Here is a 17175-nt window from a genome sequence, read left to right on the forward strand (position 1 = left end):
AAATCTCGTATCAATAGCCATTCCTCCATTTTCAACATTATCTACAATCCTCGAACTTTTCTCAAGGATTGTGAATTGGAAGGTTTTAAACCGCCGAAATTGGAAGATTCTTAACCGCCATTGACACCATAAATACCGAAGAGAAAAGTAATAATTTATGACTTACGCATTTGATGTTCAAAATCAAGGGCAATAGACATTGCTGAATAATAAGTAGTTTGGACAGTTAAACCGGAGTTTATAATATATCATGAAAATCGGGCTATAGCTATTGATATTGTGTAGGTATAACAAAAAATTAATTAAGTTCCAAATCCATTTAATTCAATTTTGGCGTCACCACATCTTGAATTCGCCCAAAGATTGGTACTTGTGTGTTTTCTCCTTCCCTATAAGGAAGAAAACAATATAGGGCGTCTTGTTATAGGGATTATGTGTTATACCCTACATAATGAGAATTTAGCTATTTTTGTTACACACTCGGTTATAATAGTAATCATATATTTGTCGATTTTATACTAAAATGCTTCGAACTGGTGTCAAACATAATTAATTTTTTGTTATGCCCTAAATTTTATGCGTCGCTTGATGCTGTTTTATACTACAAAGTATAAACTCCGGTTAAAGGTTTAACGCAGTTGTTTTTCAGTTCAACCGCGTAAGTCCTACATAGATTAAATATTTATTTTCTGGAAATAAGAGGTGTCCAATTGTTATTAGACCACCATAATATTCCAATGCTGCTGTTTGGAATATTGTATTCAAAAGCCAAAAGAAGTTGACAATTGTCACGACCATACACATGTTCAGAACCAATTATTGATGAATATCTGTCAATTAATTTTATAATCATTTGTCTATCTTCTGAATCAAATAGTGTTCCATCAATTACTTGATCATCTTCGTTAAAAATATTAGCACACAACACTTCAGTTTTAGTTTCGTTTTCTATTGTGTTAATTCCTTTCAGAAGTCCAGTAACAGAAACATAAATTATTTTTGAAAAATAGCTTAGTTGATCTGTATGGTTCTTATACCATTTTACATAGGTACTACCTGAACCAATAAAGTCATCTATCAAAACTAGTGTTTTATCTCTTTTCTCAGTCAATAATTCTAAATTTTCAAATTGAATTAATAGTTTGTCATTAATTTGATTTTCTTCCGCAAAAATTTTGGCAAGATGGGTGGATCCACTTGGTAACCCTCCTACATTTGAAACATAACAATTTGTCAAATCATTCGCTTTTATAGAAAATAGTAGTAATCCATATGCAGATTTTGCGAGTGCTCTTACATCATTATAGGTAATATAAGTCAATTTATCTAATAACTTTAAAGCAATTTTTCTATCATTAGTTGTTCTGAAATTTAATAACCATGATTCAATTTTGTTCTGAGATATTACTGTTCCATCCCATTTTATAATTTGTTGTATTAAATCGGACTCTATTTTATTAAACAAATGATTGACTTTAGGTTTAGTCTTTTTTATTTTTAGTTCATTTGTAATTGAGACCTCGATCTCAGATACTCTTTGTTGTAAGTGAGCTAACTTTTCTTCAAGTCTCTTCTTACTATAAATTATATGATCGCTAAAAAATTGTGAAATTGAATCATTATCCCCACATTTGCCAATAGGCAAAGCAATATCTCGAGTTTCTTCTTGACTAAATTTTAAATTTTCGATATTTAATGAATCAAATATTTGAGAATACACAAATACGTCAGTATTAATTTTATCCAGTTCATGTTTTATTATTAAAATTTCCTTATTTTTTTTCTCTAAGGTTTCCGTTATTAAATAATGTACTTCTGGAATATTAATATTTGATAGAATAAGCAATTGTTTTTCAAAAGTTACGTACAAGTAATAGAATTTAACAAATTCTAAAGCAAAATCAATAATTTGACCTTCATTAAATTCAAAAATTATAAAGTTAGATGGAATAGATCCTAAATGACTCTCAAAGTAAACGTTTGATTGAGAACATATTAATTTATCACTTATTTGAGCAAATAATATTTCAGGCCTAATTCCAAGACACAATAATGGATCATAACCTACTGCTTTCGCACGCATATTGGACTCTTCAAGGAAAAAATCATACGCTTTTCCTTTTAAAGTAGGAGTATCAAAAGGTGATTTGAGTTGAAATATAGAATTTTCTTTTTTGTCTTCGATATCGTCTTCAAAAATGAAGTTGTAATTATTAATATCATAAACATACATTGAAGGTAATTTAAGTTTCCTTTCTTCAAATCTTAACTCATTTTTAAAAAAGAAGCCATGAAATTGTTCAGGTAGTGAATTTTCGATTTGAGCATGTAGATCTTCAAATAGGTTAAATCTTTCATTTAGACCCTCAAAACCATTTTTAGAGGGCATTTCATTGAGATCTACAATGCTCAAATGGCATTCAAATATTAAAGCGAAATGATGTCCAAAAAAATATCCAGAATGAACACACATTGACAAAACATTTTTTGGTAAATCTATGTTCAAAGCAAGATGATTTATAGATCTCTGAATTACTTCTTTTGATTTATTATAATTTATAATAACTAAATCCTTTTTAGAGGAAAGTCTGAAAAAATTATTTATTTCTTCCTTTTGATCAAGGTTAAAAAACTCAAAAAGAATTATCTTTTTTTGCCTTTTCGAAATATTAAAAAGATCTTCGGGAAGAATCGTTAGATCAGTTTCTTCACAAGAGGACGATTGTGAACTTTGAAGCCGAGTTATTTGTTCCTTATCAAGGCACGCTTGCAGAATTGAAAGAGGACTATGAATAGAACTATAAATTGAAGGGAGGTTAATACCCAATTTAGGTACTAAATCCATTGTAGAAATTGACTTTAAAGCAGGACTTAGTTTAAGAGATTCTGCAATCGTACTACCGAAAATATTTTCTGTTTGCTTTGGTTTTTCTAATTTCATATCAATGCACTTGGTTATTTATATCAATTTTATGTGCAATATTATATAGATACAAAGATATTCTAATATTTGAATGTTTCTTCAATTTCAAAATTTTATACATGCCGTGGATGCTGGTATTACCTCTAATATGGCTTAGTACTAGCAAAGCTGTCACAATAAAGAGTACAATTCTGAAAAAATTCATGCTTTAATTAGAGAAAAAATAAAAGCAGACTCATGCGTCTTCGGTTAAATGAGGAATCATGATAAATTGCATCTATTTCCACAACAGCTATCTAGGATATTAATCGAATATGGGCTGGATAAGGGTATCGATTTTAGGTAATAAGGGCAACATTTGAGGCAGCCTTCTGGTACAAAATCGATAGACTTCAGGCAAGAAAATTCCTTAACCGATGATCAATGAAAGCAGACTCAATTATACCTTAAAGAATAAGAAAGAGAACGAAAATAAAGGAAAATACAGAAAACAGTTGAATTTAAGCTTTGATAAAATCAAATACAATAAACGGAACATAGCGGAAACAACGTTCTCTGTTGTCAAAAAAGTTTGGAGAAATACTCAGAGCAAGAAAATTCTATAATCAGGTTAAAGAAATAAAAATTAAACTGATAGTATACAATATAAACAACAAAGTTGTAGAAATAATTTGCATCAAATAAAGGATTTTTACAGAGGCGCAATTGATAGCTATTATATACTTAACATCTCTTTTTTCTTTCAATTGGGTGAATACTATGGATAGAAGACAACGTTTTGAAAAATATGACTGGTTAATCTCAAAAACTCAAAGCATACTTAAACATTATAGCTGTCCTGAATCATGTAATGCGAGTTGCTGCAAACATCACATTATTGATTTTCATAGAAAAGAATATGAGAAAATTTTAAAAAATGTAGATAAAGAAAGTGTGACTATTTTAAAATCAAGTGCGGTAAAATCAGAGTTAGAAGGATGTTATTAAGCAATAAATGCCGTCGGTCAGTGCCCATTATTGATAAACTCAAAATGCAGAATATACGATAATAGGCTGGAAGCATGTAGAAATTTTCCTTTTGTAATTTATCCGGATGTGGAAGCAGGATTTGGTCTAACGTTGTTATTGTGTCCGATGTCTGTTAACATAATTCAAGATTATGCACAGTGGTATAAATCGGTAAACTCAGGATGTATAGTAAATTAAATGCCGTGTACGAACAGTATAAAATCATAGACAAAAATAATGATTTTTGTATTCAAATGAAAGAGCACAATTTAGATTCATTCATTGAATTTCTTGAAAGGAAGTAACCATTATTCAGTTCCTTTTGTTAGCAATGGATAGAAAGGTACACGCCTTGCAGTAGAGTTCATGTTCGAGAATATATTGAAATAAAGAAGGCTACCCTCGAATTCTCTATTTTTTTTATCGCGGAATCGCCCATTGATTGCTTTCACTTGGCTTTTGGATTGCCTGATTGTTATGTGAGATTACTATTTCCGCAAGTTAAGAATCTCTATGAATCAACTAACTCACTCATTCCAGGCCCCACTTCTTCCTGAACTCGAGCTTCTGTTGGCTGTTCATCCAGTGGCTGCCGTCACAGTAGGGCTTGTTCTCTGACTTTCCGCAGCGGCAGAGGGTTACTCTGTTCCGGGATTCGTACATGCTGCCATCTGCAGATTCAAGGGGGACACCGCCTCGAACCCAAAGGGGACCTTCACAACTTTTTTGTTTGTCGTGAACCAGTACAATAGATGGTTCAAATTCTTTTTCAAAGGGTTTGCCTGTCTTCTTGTCCCACAGGACCAGCCGTCCCGACGGGCAGATCAGGGCTTCCTCTATGGCGGTTTGTCGGGCTTCTGGGTCGTCTGATTTTTGTATGAGATCCCTTATTCCTCCAGACCGCTGGCAGAAACGGGAATGATCACAGAGCTCGTGGGCATCGGTGAGTTTTAGATCAGGACCTTCAACAGTTTCCGCTTTTTCCAGGTAAGGCTTTCTGCTGGCTGTTTCGCTACCATCAAAACCGATCTTGCGGTGGGTCCCATCACATAAGGGCTTGTTTTCGGATGAACCACAGCGGCATAAAATATAGGCTTCCCGCCGGGGGTATTCCTTTAGATCAATTAATTCTTTGGTGTGGCCGGCGTCGTCGGTGACAATTACCTGTTCTAAAAGTGGCACTCCACCTGTAACCCGATAAGGTCCATCTTTGATTATCTTAATCCTCATTTCTTTCTCATTGACTGCCATAATCATAATCCCCCATTACCTCTTATAATGCAGTACTGGATGTTTAGTCTGACTGTTCGCCTCTTTGATAATTTCTATAGTTTTCCGATTCATACTGTCTCCAATAATAGGGCATGTAATCGGATTGATCAGATCCTTCAACCAGGCAATAAGATGGTTACTGCTGCGGACATATTCGATAGCTATCAGCTCAACTGAGGGTTTCAAGACTGAGGGAGAGGGATCAGAGACAGACGATGATTACGGATTTCTAAATCTCACTTTTCCACTGGAGATAAAATAAGGTTTATCAAGTCTAAGGGTGCTGGGTGAAACAAAAAATCTTTTAACTTTTTAAAACATATAAGGAAGCGTGAACAATGAAAGCGCAATCATTGGTTCTGGCACAGGAGAAATAGAAGTTTCGAGTCATGCTGTAACAACGAGTCATGCTGTAACATTATATGGGATACCAGTTGTTTACATTGTTATTGTAGCATTATTTGTATTATTTAGTTTATATTTATACTGCAGGATGACAAGAAAAGAAAGACACTGTATGAGTAAATCGAGTTACTTAAAATTGTTTTTTGCTTTATTTATCCCGCTATTTTTTTATAATCTGTATAATATATATAACCGTTCGTGGTTTTACAATGTCTATGCCAAATCATGGTGTAATCCTTTCTGGTTTACCAATCCTATTTTTATTATTATGGATGCAAGTACTGTATCTATATTGGAATCTATCTTTCCGTATTTATTCATAACTCTTAGTATATTAATAATAAACTGTTATCGTAAACCAGCTTAGAGAGGGTCTTGAAATTAAATTGTTATTGAAAAACATTTGTTTAGTCTGTCATACACGGATATAACGCTAATAATTTCAACGGTGAAAAATAGGAGAGTTTTAGGTGTAAAGATCCAGCAGCGCCTTATTTACTATGAAAGAGTTATCAAATCTCTTTTTATTAACTATCTTAAACTTCCCTCCACGCCCGCATGCTCACGAAGTGAGCAGATATATTGATTCTTGGATTTTCAATACTTTATTAATCACTCGTTATTCAATCTAATCGAATGGCACTGACAACCCAATGAACTACTGCATTTGGTCCTTTGTTGTATTTATATGATATTCCTTGTGGACCTGGAATCATAAAGATTTTATTTGCTTTTATTTTAGCATCATCTTCATTTTCAGCTTTGACTTCTATATTTTCAATAAATTGCTTATTATTTGCATCAGTACCTTTAATTGTTACCCTAAACGTGTAATCCGTCCGGGCTTCCGACCGAGCAGGTTGAGATGTAGCCCAGATTGGAGACGTAATCGAAGCAGACGTAGCAGCCTAGCTGCTCGTAATTGTGGATCGCTTACGCTTCTTTGTGAGGAACTGAGAAAAAAGGATTTGAAACGATAAACAAAGAAAATGTCAGACTTATTTTGAAAAAAACAATTTTCGTGCCTCAGAACTCATAGGGCTCATCACAGAATCAGCAAGATTTTTCATCACAGGCACGTAATTGAGATTATAAGTGTATTTTAAAAAGCTGCCTCTTTCAAAGAAAAATATACTTTCAGTATTCTCCACGGAGCTCAGCCTGAATTTCCTCAGCAATCTCACGGGCAGCGTCTTTAGGAGACTCTGCCTTATAGATGCTTCTGCCTACAATCACCCAGTCTGCCCCTGCAGCAATCACGTCAGAAGCTCTTCCTCCCTGGGCGCCTACTCCGGGAGAGATTATGGTGAGTTTGTCCCCGATGATCTTCCGGATTTTCTTCACCCTTTCGGGCCGCGTGGCTGGAGCGACAAGGCCAAAGGCTCCTGCTTCAAGCGCCATTCTTGCAATCGCCTCTGCGGCTGGCTGCAGGAACTCGGCTCCCCCGGGATGGCTCATCTCGCTTACAACAAAAACGTCCCTGCTGTATTCGGAAGCGATTTCAATGCAGGCATCAAGGCTGTCCCTGCCTGTAAAGCCCTGCACAATGACTGCATCGGCTCCTGCTTCAAAAACCTGGTCACAGATAAGGCGGTTGGTGTTGGGGATATCGGCAACCTTGAAATCAGCTATGATCGGGGCAAATTCGGCAAGTTCTCTTATTATGCCAAGTCCTGTAGCAAGGATCAGAGGGTAACCTACCTTTATTGCGTCCACGAATTCCCAGACGTCTTCTGCAATCTTCAGTGCTTCTTCCCTGTCGGTTACGTCCAGGGCAAGGATCATACAGGTATTTCTTTCCATCAAATCAACTCTTTGAAAGGCGCGTCCGCACAGCTGAGACTATAAGCGGGAGAGTTATTGTTGCATCTGCGTACACGGTTACTGACTTTGCATCTTCTCCGACTTTTCCCCAGGACTGGGCTTCGTCAAGAGTTGCCCCGCTCAAGCCCCCGGTTTCCGGATGGTCCATTGTTAGCTGGATTGCGTAGTCAAAGGATCTGGGAGTTACAAGCATAGACTGGAGGATGTAGTTCTTGGGGACCCCACCTCCAAGCAGCATAGCGCCTGCACTTTCAGCCTCAAAGCAGATTTCCATGAACTCGTGCATATCCGCAAAAGCATCCACATGCAGAGGGTTGCCTTCCTTATAGAGCCAGGCCTGAAGCCCTATTACTGAGTCCTGAAGCGCAGGGCAGTAAACCGGCACCCCCATTTCGGCTGCGGTCTTAAGGATGGAGGAGTCATCGTCCAGATTCTTCCCGATCTCGGTAAGGACCTGCCGGATAGAGAGTTTTTCCTGCGGAAGCCCTGCATAAACGCCCTGTAAAAACTCTTCAAGGTCGGTAAAGTGCTGGTCCGGAAGGTAAACGTCATAGATCCTGTCAATACATTCATGCCTGAGCTGGATATCGTTTGCACAGTCTGAGCCTTTATAATGATGAAGGCCAAGAGCCTCAACCGTATCATGAACCATATTGGCTCCGGTTGTAACAAGCACGTCGATATGCCCGTCGCGGATCAGGTCTGCAACAATATTTCTCATACCTGCAGGCGTCATCGCCCCTGCAAGCCCGAAAAATTTAGTAGTTTTCTTCGAAGCCAGCATCTCATAATAGATGTCCACGGCTTCAGCCAGTCGGCCTGCTCCAAAGGCACAGCCGCTGTATTCTTTTACAAGCTCATCTACGGTCATGTTCGGAACTATCTTTGCCCCTTTAACCGGAGTTGTAAGATTTTTAGCAGAAGCTTCAAAGTCCATTTTTATTCCTCATAGATTACAAGAATATTAAAGACATAACTAAATACGTAACTAAAGACGTAACTAGGTTAAAAACATAAATATATTAAAGAGTTACTATGTTAAAACGTAGGGATATTAAAATGTAATTATGTTAATGTGCGAGTATGCTGAAGTAAATATTCAGGTGTAAGAAGGTCTGTGAAGTTTGTCACCTATAAATCCTGTAAATAAGATTTGCATGCAATGCTGAGATAAGCATTCCAGATGTAGCATTTTGTTTGAAATTTATCTATCCTGCAAGTAACTATATGGAACTAATTATATGAATTGATTTATGTGAACACCTCTGTATAGATAAACTTTCTCTTAGGGAACTGCAGGAAAGAAACCTCTTCTACAAAAAGGAAAGAAAAAAGCAAAAACCTGCAAGAATTATAAGAAATATATATGGAATATATTAGTAGAGTGAGGAGATCAGGGGCAAAAATGCAGGACGAAATAATAAGGTACGAAAATGCTGGCATACACTTCGGAAGCAAAAAAGTGCTTTCTAATTTTTCTCTTTGCATTCCGAAAGGGAAAAAAATCCTGATGAAAGGAAAATCAGGAACTGGCAAATCAACTCTGTTTAAAATACTTCTGGGGTTTGAACAGCTTTCAGAAGGCTCAGTCTATTACAGGGGCGTGCCCTTAAGCCCTCGGGTAGCCTGGCAGATTAGAAAAGATGTAGCCTATGTTTCCCAGGATACGGATCTCGGGGAAGGGCCTGTAAGGGACCTGCTTGAGGAAGTTCGTTCTTACAGACCTAACAGGGAAAAAATAGCCCCTGAAAAACTGCATATACTTATGCAGGAGCTTGAGCTTGAAAAAGACATCCTTGAGAAAGATTTTGAAAATCTTTCCGGTGGAGAAAAACAGAGGATAGGAATCCTGATAGCCCTGCTGCTTGAAAGAGATATTTTCCTGCTTGATGAGGCAACCTCGGCTCTCGATGCCGGGCTCAAAAAAAAGGTTGCTGAACACTTCCTTAAACACAGTCACTGGACTCTCTTTGTAATTTCGCATGATCGAGAATGGGAAAAGGATGGGGTGGAGATTGTGACTATAGGAAGTAATGGATCTGATTGAAAAACAATCCCTGAGGAACAATGGATCGGACTGAAAAACTATCCCTAAGGAACAATGGATCGGACTGAAAAATATCGCCGGGAAGGGCAACGTCCTTCTGTAAGAATCTAAATGGGTTCCGTCTTAAAAGGGGCGAATAAAGAGCCGAATAAAGAGCCAAAGAAAAAGAACTGCACGAAAATAAAAGAGGAATTCTCATATGACAAGCCCCGATATATCGATACCTTCCCTGATACTCTGCTTTTTACTGCTTGTTATTCCTCTGGCAATCAGTTACAGGATAAAGCTTCAGATCTCTCGGACAACTATAGATTCGGTTTCTCGCATGACAGTCCAGCTGGGAATGGTAGGCGTGTTTTTGACCTATGTGTTCGACCTGAACAACGGGGTTTTGAACCTGGCATGGGTTATGGGGATGGTTACAATTGCAAGTTACACAACCATACGCAATGTAGAACTCAAAATGAATAAACTGCTTCTTCCGGTGATACTTTCCTTTATGGCAGCAAATTTAAGCGTGCTGCTGTACTTCAACGAATTCGTTCTTGACCTTGGGAATCTTCTGGAAGCCCGCTACCTGATCCCCATAGGTGGCATGATTCTTGGGAACTCGCTCAGGGGCAACATTGTGGGCATGGGTGAATTTTACGAGGATATCCGCAGAAACGAAAACAGATACCTTTACAGCCTCTCTCTCGGAGCAAGCAGGTATGAAGCCCTCATACCCTATATTCGAAAATGCCTTCGCTCTGCACTCAGGCCCACCCTTGCTAATATTGCAACTGCGGGGGTTGTCTTCCTTCCTGGAATGATGACAGGGCAGATCCTCGGAGGTACAAGTCCTATCCTTGCAATCAAGTATCAGATTTCAATAATGGTTGCTCTTTATGTTTCCACAGCTATGAGCACTTCCTTTAGCATCTTTAGCACTATCCAGACCACTTTTGACGAATACGGGCTGGTAAAAAAAGAGATATACAGGGAAAAAGGTAAGAGAAAAGGGACCCGAAAATAAAAAAAGGAGAACCGGACACACTGGGCCTGACCTGCAGGTTATGTATATCCTGTGATGTCCTGCCCTACTGGAGTGGTTTTTCTTATGCATTCCTCCCCATACTGGGCCATATCTCTGATCGCGTTCTTCAGTATGGAAGGATAGATCTGGCCTACCTGTTCCCATACAGGCTTTCCATGGCAGAAAAACTTGAATGTGGGCGTGCCCTGGACCCCGTATCTTTCTGCAGTCCAGGGGTTTGTTGCCACATTCAGCCTGGCAAAAACTACCGAAGCCCTGTATTCCTTTGCATAATCCACAAAATATGGTTCCATAGCTTTACAATACGGGCAGGCAGGGCTGTAAAACATCACAATAACATGTTTTTTAGAATCTTCCACCTGCTGTCCCCAGGTCGCATCTTCAATTTCAATCACATTACTCTCGTTCAATCAATTACCCCCTTAAAAGAAATTATGAGATAACCGAATTAAATTCAGGACTGAATCTGCTCTTAAGTTTGAAGGAATATGCGGTTTTTGACGATAACAATACTTTATGCTTTAATTAAAGCAATATTTATGTCTTCATGTAATTAAAGTTCATGCATCTGCTGATTCAGGTTTATGAAGCTCTTCCTTTTGCAGACCCTCAATTCCAGAAAACAGGTTATGGCAAATAAAAACAGATTCCTCGTCATTCTCTGTGGATAAGATGATTTTCAATTCAAGGTCGTGCTGGTTTTTATGAGGATATCCACACAGAACAACGAAGAGCCTAAAAACACGAAGATTAAAAAGAGTCTAATCAAAAAATTAGAGTAATGCCCGGTTAGTAAAGAATGAAGTTCGCAAGATATTAAAAGAACTGGAGGAAAGATTAAGAAAAAACTGGTGAACAGAACTGGAGGAACAGTTCTGTCTTTTTTCGGACACAGTAATTTATCTGACAATTACACCTGACTTTTAACCCGTTGGTAAAAACTTCATGGCGGGTTAGATAACAGAATTTTACCGGGCAATTTTTCTGTTCAGACGTCCTTTTCTTCATAATCCGGGTTCATAGTCTCGTCGAAACATGTGCTGCAGATATATTTGTCATCGAGACATGTTTCTTTGAAATCTACTCTGGGACCACCCGGTTTTGTGGTTGCTTCCTTAAATACATAGAATTTTTCGTTAAATTCTATTGGCTGTCCGCACCTTGTACATACAAAGGGTGGGTTTTCAACCGAATCAATTGCACATTCAATGCATATCAGATCGGACTTCTCTCCGTGAACATCCCTGAACTTGATTGGTTTCATGTCGAGACTGGTGTCCACAACCAGCACATCTTCATGCAGTTCCCTACCACAGATATTACAATACTCTTTCATTGTGTTGCCTCCCTTCATCAGAGGATTCCTCACAAAACCCTGTGCTGAGCCTACAGCAGATTTTATACTTTCCGTATTTGCACTCATTTAATTCCCCATTTTTAGCCTATTTTATCCATATCATACCGAACCAGTCCATTTTCCAGTATTTCTACTCCGGTTCAGTATCTTTCACACCTTCAATCAAAATTTTCACCCTGCCGGATAACATTTAAGCTGCCGGCATTTCAGCCAGAGAAGTCCTACTCTGAACTGAGAGAAGCGATAGTGTAGAATACATATAAATTTTTATTACAGTGTCTCCCCGGAAATACTTTACGCATCCAGGCAAGAACAATCCGAGAAAACAATATACAAAATATGTTTCAAACCGCTTTTCAGCTTATGGCTTAAACTTCCCTATGTAAATATAGGTTTTAAGAGTATATACAGTTATTCATTTTGATCAAAATTCAGTGACTAATGACACAAATAATCGTTATGAATAGATGAAAAAATGAATAAAATAAGCATGAGGAATGAGCTCAAAAACAAGCCTGAGAACGGAGACTAAAAGTACAATACGAGAATCTAAAATATGTATGGGAATCTAAAATATGTATGGGAATCTAAAATATGTATGGGAATATAAAATACTTTAATAAAGAATGTGCAGTACGCAGGAACAGGGTGGAGAAATAAAACAAAGAATTTTATTGCTCCTTGATCAATACATAATAAGGGTAAATAAGACTATAAAAAGGACTTGAAAAAATGCTTAAGCAGAGATTCGTGCTGGATACTACAGCACTAACGGATTTGCAGACCCGGGAGGTTATGGGCTATACATCTCTTTGTGAGGGGATGAAAGCAATACTTGACCTTATAGCCGATGCTCGCCTGCAGTTTGGTATCAGTTGTTATATTCCCTATCCATCGGTGTACAAAGAGATGTACGAATTTGCAAGCCGTAACGGCTGTGACAGGGAGGTTATAGCAAAGATAGATACCTGGCTTGTGAAAAAAGCTCCTGACCGCTATAGAGTTGATGTAACCTCACAGATATTCCACGAATATGTATCCTACATGAGGGAAAGGATTAACCGGGGAATGGGGGTTGCAGAAGATTCGATATGGGAAGCCGCAACTGAATGCCTTTTCATGGAAAACCCGCAAAATAAGAACAAAGAATACAGGGAAGAGGTTGAAAGAGAAGTCATTGGTGGGATAATCGGTAAATTCAGGAATAAGTACAGGGCAGCTCTCAGGTATGGTATCCTTGACAGCGCGCCTGATATTGATGTCCTGATCCTTGCCAAAGAACTTGATGCAGCTGTCGTTGCAAGTGACTATGGAATTGAAAAATGGGCAGAGCAGCTTGGGGTTCGCTTCGTGCCTGCGAACACCTTTCCGATGATGATCAAAGAGTATCTAAGGCATTCTCCGGAAGGGGAAAAAGAAAAGGGGGACGGGGATAATAAGAAAAAGGGTCATTCAGAAGAAGCAGGATTTATTTAACAGGCTCAATGGATCCTGAAGGCGGATTGTTTTAAGGATCTGGACTGCCCTGGTCAGTTTTAGTTTTATTGAGGGGCTTTCTTAACTAACCTGCCTTTATTGCCTGCGTTCGTCACATACCTTCACTGAATATTCCAGTTTCACTGAAGACCTCATCAACTTCACTGAAATACATTTCTTGACAAACATAAGCTGTCTTCATTTACATTAATACGATAAATGCAGTATCTTTCATGCCCTTAAGGGCAATCTGGGGGGAAAGAGTTTGAGAAATATTGTCATAGAAGAGTTGAAAGCTTCGGAAGTTTACCGTCAGAAGGTAGAGGTTGTTGAAAGAAAAGGGCTCGGCCATCCGGATTATATCTGTGACGCTATCATGGAACAGATTTCCGTAAATCTCAGCCAGAAATACCTGGAGACCTTCGGGACCATCCTGCACCATAATATAGACAAGGGCATGCTTGTTGCAGGGCAGGTGGAAGGAAAATTCGGAGGAGGAAGGGTTGTAAGCCCTATGAGGCTGATCATAGGGGATAGGGCAACTTTCGAATATGAGGGAGTTGAGATCGATGTTTCCGGGCTTGCAGTCGAGACGGCAAAAGACTGGTTCTCAGAGAACCTCCGTTTTGTAGATCCTGAAAACATCATTTACCAGGTGGAACTCAAAAGGGGTTCTGCGGAACTGACGGATATCTTTAGCAGAGGAGGAAAGGTTCTCGGGGCAAACGATACTTCCGCAGCAGTCGGATATGCGCCTCTGAGCCCTACCGAAAGGCTGGTGCTCGAAACCGAACGCTACCTTAATTCAAAGAGGTTCAAAAAAGAATGTCCGCAGTCCGGAGAAGATATTAAGGTCATGGGACTCAGGCATAAAGAAGACATCCATCTTACTGTTGCTGCACCTCTTGTGGACCTGTTTGTTGAATCCGAAGAGGACTACTTCAGAAAGAAAATCGAACTACATGACCGGATCGAAGAGTTTGCTGCCGGGTTTGCAGAAAAAGAGAGGGCTGAGTTTGAAGCCTGCATCTGTGCAAAACCCACGGCATCCCTTAACACCCTGGATATGCCGGGCAGGGGGATGGAAGGAATTTACACAACGGTTACCGGCACATCTGCAGAGGATGCCGACTGTGGAGAGGTGGGGCGCGGAAACCGCGTAAATGGGATAATTCCCTTAAACCGTCCGGTCAGCAGTGAAGCTGCAGCAGGGAAAAACCCTGTTAGCCATATAGGAAAGATCTATAATCTCTTATCCCACAGGATCGCAGCAGAGATTTATAATCAGGTTCCCGATGTCTCTGAGGTGTATGTCTGGCTCCTGAGCGAAATCGGAACTCCTATTGACCAGCCTCAGATTGCAACTGCTCAACTGGTCATGAAAAAAGGTGCGGCAGGAGATGTAGAAAAAGAGGCGGCAGAAATTATAGAAAAAGAACTTGAAAATATCCATTCTTTCTCTATGGAACTTGTAGCAGGAAAGAGACCTATCTGCTAATCTATTTCCCGGGGCCGCAGTCCTTGCTAAGGCCCTCAGTCCTGAGAAAACCGATTGCCAGTTGCCGACCGGTGAGATAACCTGAGAAAACTTGAAACTCAAGACCCGGCAGATTTCTCCCGCGGAGGCAACCCGGCAAAATAAGAATTGCGATCCTTAGTGACTGGTGGCAAGTTCACACCCCGGCAATGAAAGCTATAAGGGCAAAAAACATGGCTATTTTGAACATCTTAGAGGACTTTGTCGGGTTATTCCGTACAAGAAGCTGGTGAATTGCTGCAAGAAATCCCAGGTCTGCCAGAAAGACGATGTAAAGATAACTCAGACCAAGGATGGACACAAGGTACGGAAGAGGACTTAAAAGTACGGCAAAGAGCCCTATAAGCACTGCAAGATTCCCTGCTTTTTTTGCCCCGATTCTCAGAGGAAGAGTATCTGCCCCTTCCATCCTGTCTCCTTCCATATCCTCAATATCCTTTACGATTTCCCGGGCTGTAATGGCAAGAGCTGCAAGCAGGAAAAGCACGGAAAGAACCTTAATTCCTCCAAACCCAAAAATTGAAGCTCCGAACAGAAAAACAGAGCCAGTAAGGTAGCCTATACTCAGGTTTCCTAAAAGGGGCGTACCTTTAAGGGTTTTTGCATACATGATCAATAGCAGGGAGTTAAAAAAGGCAATTAACCCGCATACCGAATTTATAGAGAAAGCCAGCAGAGTACCAAGGGCAAACAGAAGGTAAGAAAAGTAAAGGGCTTCTTTTGCCTGCACCCTCCCGGATGGGATGGGCCTTTCCGGACGGTTGATAGAATCTATCTTTATGTCAAAATAGTCATTGATGGCATTTCCTGCCCCTGAAACAAGAAATACTACCAGAAACACGAGACCTGCATCAAGAACAGGAAAATGCCCCTTTAAATTTGAACTCAAAGTAACGGAAGTCAGGATATTAAAGGCTATCAAAGTTCCTATTACAGCTGCAAACCCTGCCATCAAGCAGTTTCCGTACCTCATAAGTTCCAGGTATGTGCGTATTCCGGCAGACATTAGAAGAAAGCAGCATTATAAAGTATTAAAAGTATCGGATTATTGAATTGAATCGAAGAAATTGAATCGAAGGAATTGAATCAAAAAGGTACGAATCAAAAAGGTACGAATCAAAAAGGTACCAATCAAAATAAGGTTTGAGCGTTTTAATGAAAAAACTCGTTATGTGCAGGAAAAATTTAAGCTTTGAACCAAACTTTGAACCGGCTGTAAGATTGGGATGTTGTGTATGAATGTAATTTCACTATCGGATAAAACAATTAAAAACTGGGGAGAAATCCACCAGATTTATTAAGGGGAATGTGGTTCCCGGTTCCCTAAAGAGGGTGAGAACATAAAAAACCTGCATAGTCAACTCACCAAATTTTGGAAACGAATAATCTTTACAATCCAGTATAATTTAAATATGGTCCTCATCTGTGTTACTAATGTCAAAGATTACTTTATTTAAACAATCCCCTTGTTTTGAAAGCCGTCGATTGGAAAAATCCAGTCAAAGCGAGACTCTAAATTTTGTTTATATGAATAATATAATAAATTGTCAATGACTTACTGGATACCAGAGACCTTTGTTTACGTCTGTGTGGTTTTATATAAATAATATAATGAATTGTCAATGACTTACTGGGTACCAGAGACCTTTGTTTACGTCTGTGTGGCCGGAGGCCTAAAAAAATGAAAACTGGTTTTTTAAATTCTTTAATTTATGTACTATTAGTAATGCTAATAATTCCAGGAATGGCTCCCGGAATGGCATCTGCTGCAGATGAAATAGGCGGAGACAGCGGAAGTCCGGACACAGGAGACTCGAGTACTGGAGACACAATTACTGGAGCCGATGACTCCGGAACAACTGACGACTCTGGGTCCGATTCCGATTCCGGATCTGATGCCGATACCGATTCCGATTCAGGATCTGATGTCGATACCGATCCCGATTCCGGATCTGATGTCGATACCGATACCGATTCCGGATCTGATGCCGATTCTGATGCCGGTTCTGATGCCGATTCCGGATCTGATGCCGATACCGATTCCGATTCCGGATCTGATGTCGATACCGATACCGATTCCGGATCTGATGCCGATTCTGATGCCGGTTCTGATGCCGATTCCGGATCTGATGCCAATACCGATACCGATTCCGATACCAATTCCGGATCTGATGTCGATACCGATACCGATTCCGGATCTGATGTCGATACCGATACCGATTCCGGTTCTGATGCCGATACCGATCCCGATTCCGAATCCGATGCCGGTACCGATTCCGATTCCGGTTCT

At 39.5% G+C, this 17175-nt stretch carries 12 protein-coding genes and 1 pseudogene; 6 read left to right on the forward strand and 7 right to left on the reverse strand.

The annotated features are described in order from the left end of the window. Positions 1-682: 682 nt before the first annotated feature. Entirely contained in the window at positions 683-2941 is a 2259-nt protein-coding gene (locus PHF18_RS16955; protein ID WP_300104800.1) for a hypothetical protein, read from the reverse strand. A gap of 741 nt (positions 2942-3682) precedes the next feature. Here PHF18_RS16955 and PHF18_RS16960 point away from each other — a divergent pair. Beyond that, entirely contained in the window at positions 3683-3910 is a 228-nt protein-coding gene (locus PHF18_RS16960) for a hypothetical protein (RefSeq protein ID WP_300104802.1), read from the forward strand. A gap of 552 nt (positions 3911-4462) precedes the next feature. Here the strand turns inward: PHF18_RS16960 and PHF18_RS16965 are convergent. The 3 genes from PHF18_RS16965 to PHF18_RS16975 form a co-directional block, all read right to left on the reverse strand. After that, positions 4463-5182 (reverse strand): CDGSH iron-sulfur domain-containing protein, encoded by a 720-nt coding sequence (locus tag PHF18_RS16965; RefSeq protein WP_300104803.1) that lies wholly within the window; start codon positions 5180-5182, stop codon positions 4463-4465. Positions 5183-6745: 1563 nt separating this feature from the next. Continuing rightward, positions 6746-7411, reverse strand: coding sequence for an orotidine-5'-phosphate decarboxylase (gene pyrF, locus PHF18_RS16970; RefSeq protein WP_300104805.1), 666 nt, complete (start codon positions 7409-7411; stop codon positions 6746-6748). 4 nt (positions 7412-7415) lie between these two features. Then, positions 7416-8369, reverse strand: coding sequence for a deoxyhypusine synthase (locus tag PHF18_RS16975; protein WP_300104807.1), 954 nt, complete (start codon positions 8367-8369; stop codon positions 7416-7418). 429 nt (positions 8370-8798) lie between these two features. Here PHF18_RS16975 and PHF18_RS16980 point away from each other — a divergent pair, with 429 nt between their 5' ends. Next, the gene (locus PHF18_RS16980; protein WP_300104808.1) at positions 8799-9479 is read left to right on the forward strand and encodes an ATP-binding cassette domain-containing protein; all 681 of its coding nucleotides are present in this window, start codon (positions 8799-8801) and stop codon (positions 9477-9479) included. 199 nt (positions 9480-9678) lie between these two features. Then, positions 9679-10494, forward strand: a complete 816-nt coding sequence (locus PHF18_RS16985; protein ID WP_300104809.1) for an ABC transporter permease — start codon at positions 9679-9681, stop codon at positions 10492-10494. Positions 10495-10532: 38 nt separating this feature from the next. Here the strand turns inward: PHF18_RS16985 and PHF18_RS16990 are convergent, their stop codons facing one another. Both PHF18_RS16990 and PHF18_RS16995 read right to left on the reverse strand, forming a co-directional pair. After that, positions 10533-10925: a co-chaperone YbbN gene (locus PHF18_RS16990; protein WP_300104810.1), complete on the reverse strand. Its 393-nt coding sequence runs from the start codon at positions 10923-10925 to the stop codon at positions 10533-10535. Positions 10926-11503: 578 nt separating this feature from the next. Continuing rightward, entirely contained in the window at positions 11504-11938 is a 435-nt protein-coding gene (locus tag PHF18_RS16995; RefSeq protein ID WP_300104812.1) for a hypothetical protein, read from the reverse strand. Positions 11939-12604: 666 nt separating this feature from the next. On the opposite strand from PHF18_RS16995, the gene PHF18_RS17000 reads away from it, so the two are divergent. Next, on the forward strand, positions 12605-13348 hold the full coding sequence (locus PHF18_RS17000) for an RNA ligase partner protein (RefSeq protein WP_300104814.1): 744 nt from the start codon (positions 12605-12607) through the stop codon (positions 13346-13348). Between the two features lie 265 nt (positions 13349-13613). After that, positions 13614-14846, forward strand: a complete 1233-nt coding sequence (locus PHF18_RS17005; protein WP_300104815.1) for a methionine adenosyltransferase — start codon at positions 13614-13616, stop codon at positions 14844-14846. Positions 14847-15021: 175 nt separating this feature from the next. On the opposite strand, the gene PHF18_RS17010 is transcribed toward PHF18_RS17005, so the two are convergent. Beyond that, positions 15022-15891, reverse strand: a complete 870-nt coding sequence (locus PHF18_RS17010) for a geranylgeranylglycerol-phosphate geranylgeranyltransferase (protein WP_300104817.1) — start codon at positions 15889-15891, stop codon at positions 15022-15024. Between the two features lie 720 nt (positions 15892-16611). Here PHF18_RS17010 and PHF18_RS17015 point away from each other — a divergent pair. Continuing rightward, positions 16612-17175, forward strand: a pseudogene (locus PHF18_RS17015) (YSIRK signal domain/LPXTG anchor domain surface protein); the annotation flags it as partial.

The sequence above is a fragment of the Methanosarcina sp. genome (assembly GCF_028693135.1).
In the GTDB taxonomy this organism is placed as follows: domain Archaea; phylum Halobacteriota; class Methanosarcinia; order Methanosarcinales; family Methanosarcinaceae; genus Methanosarcina.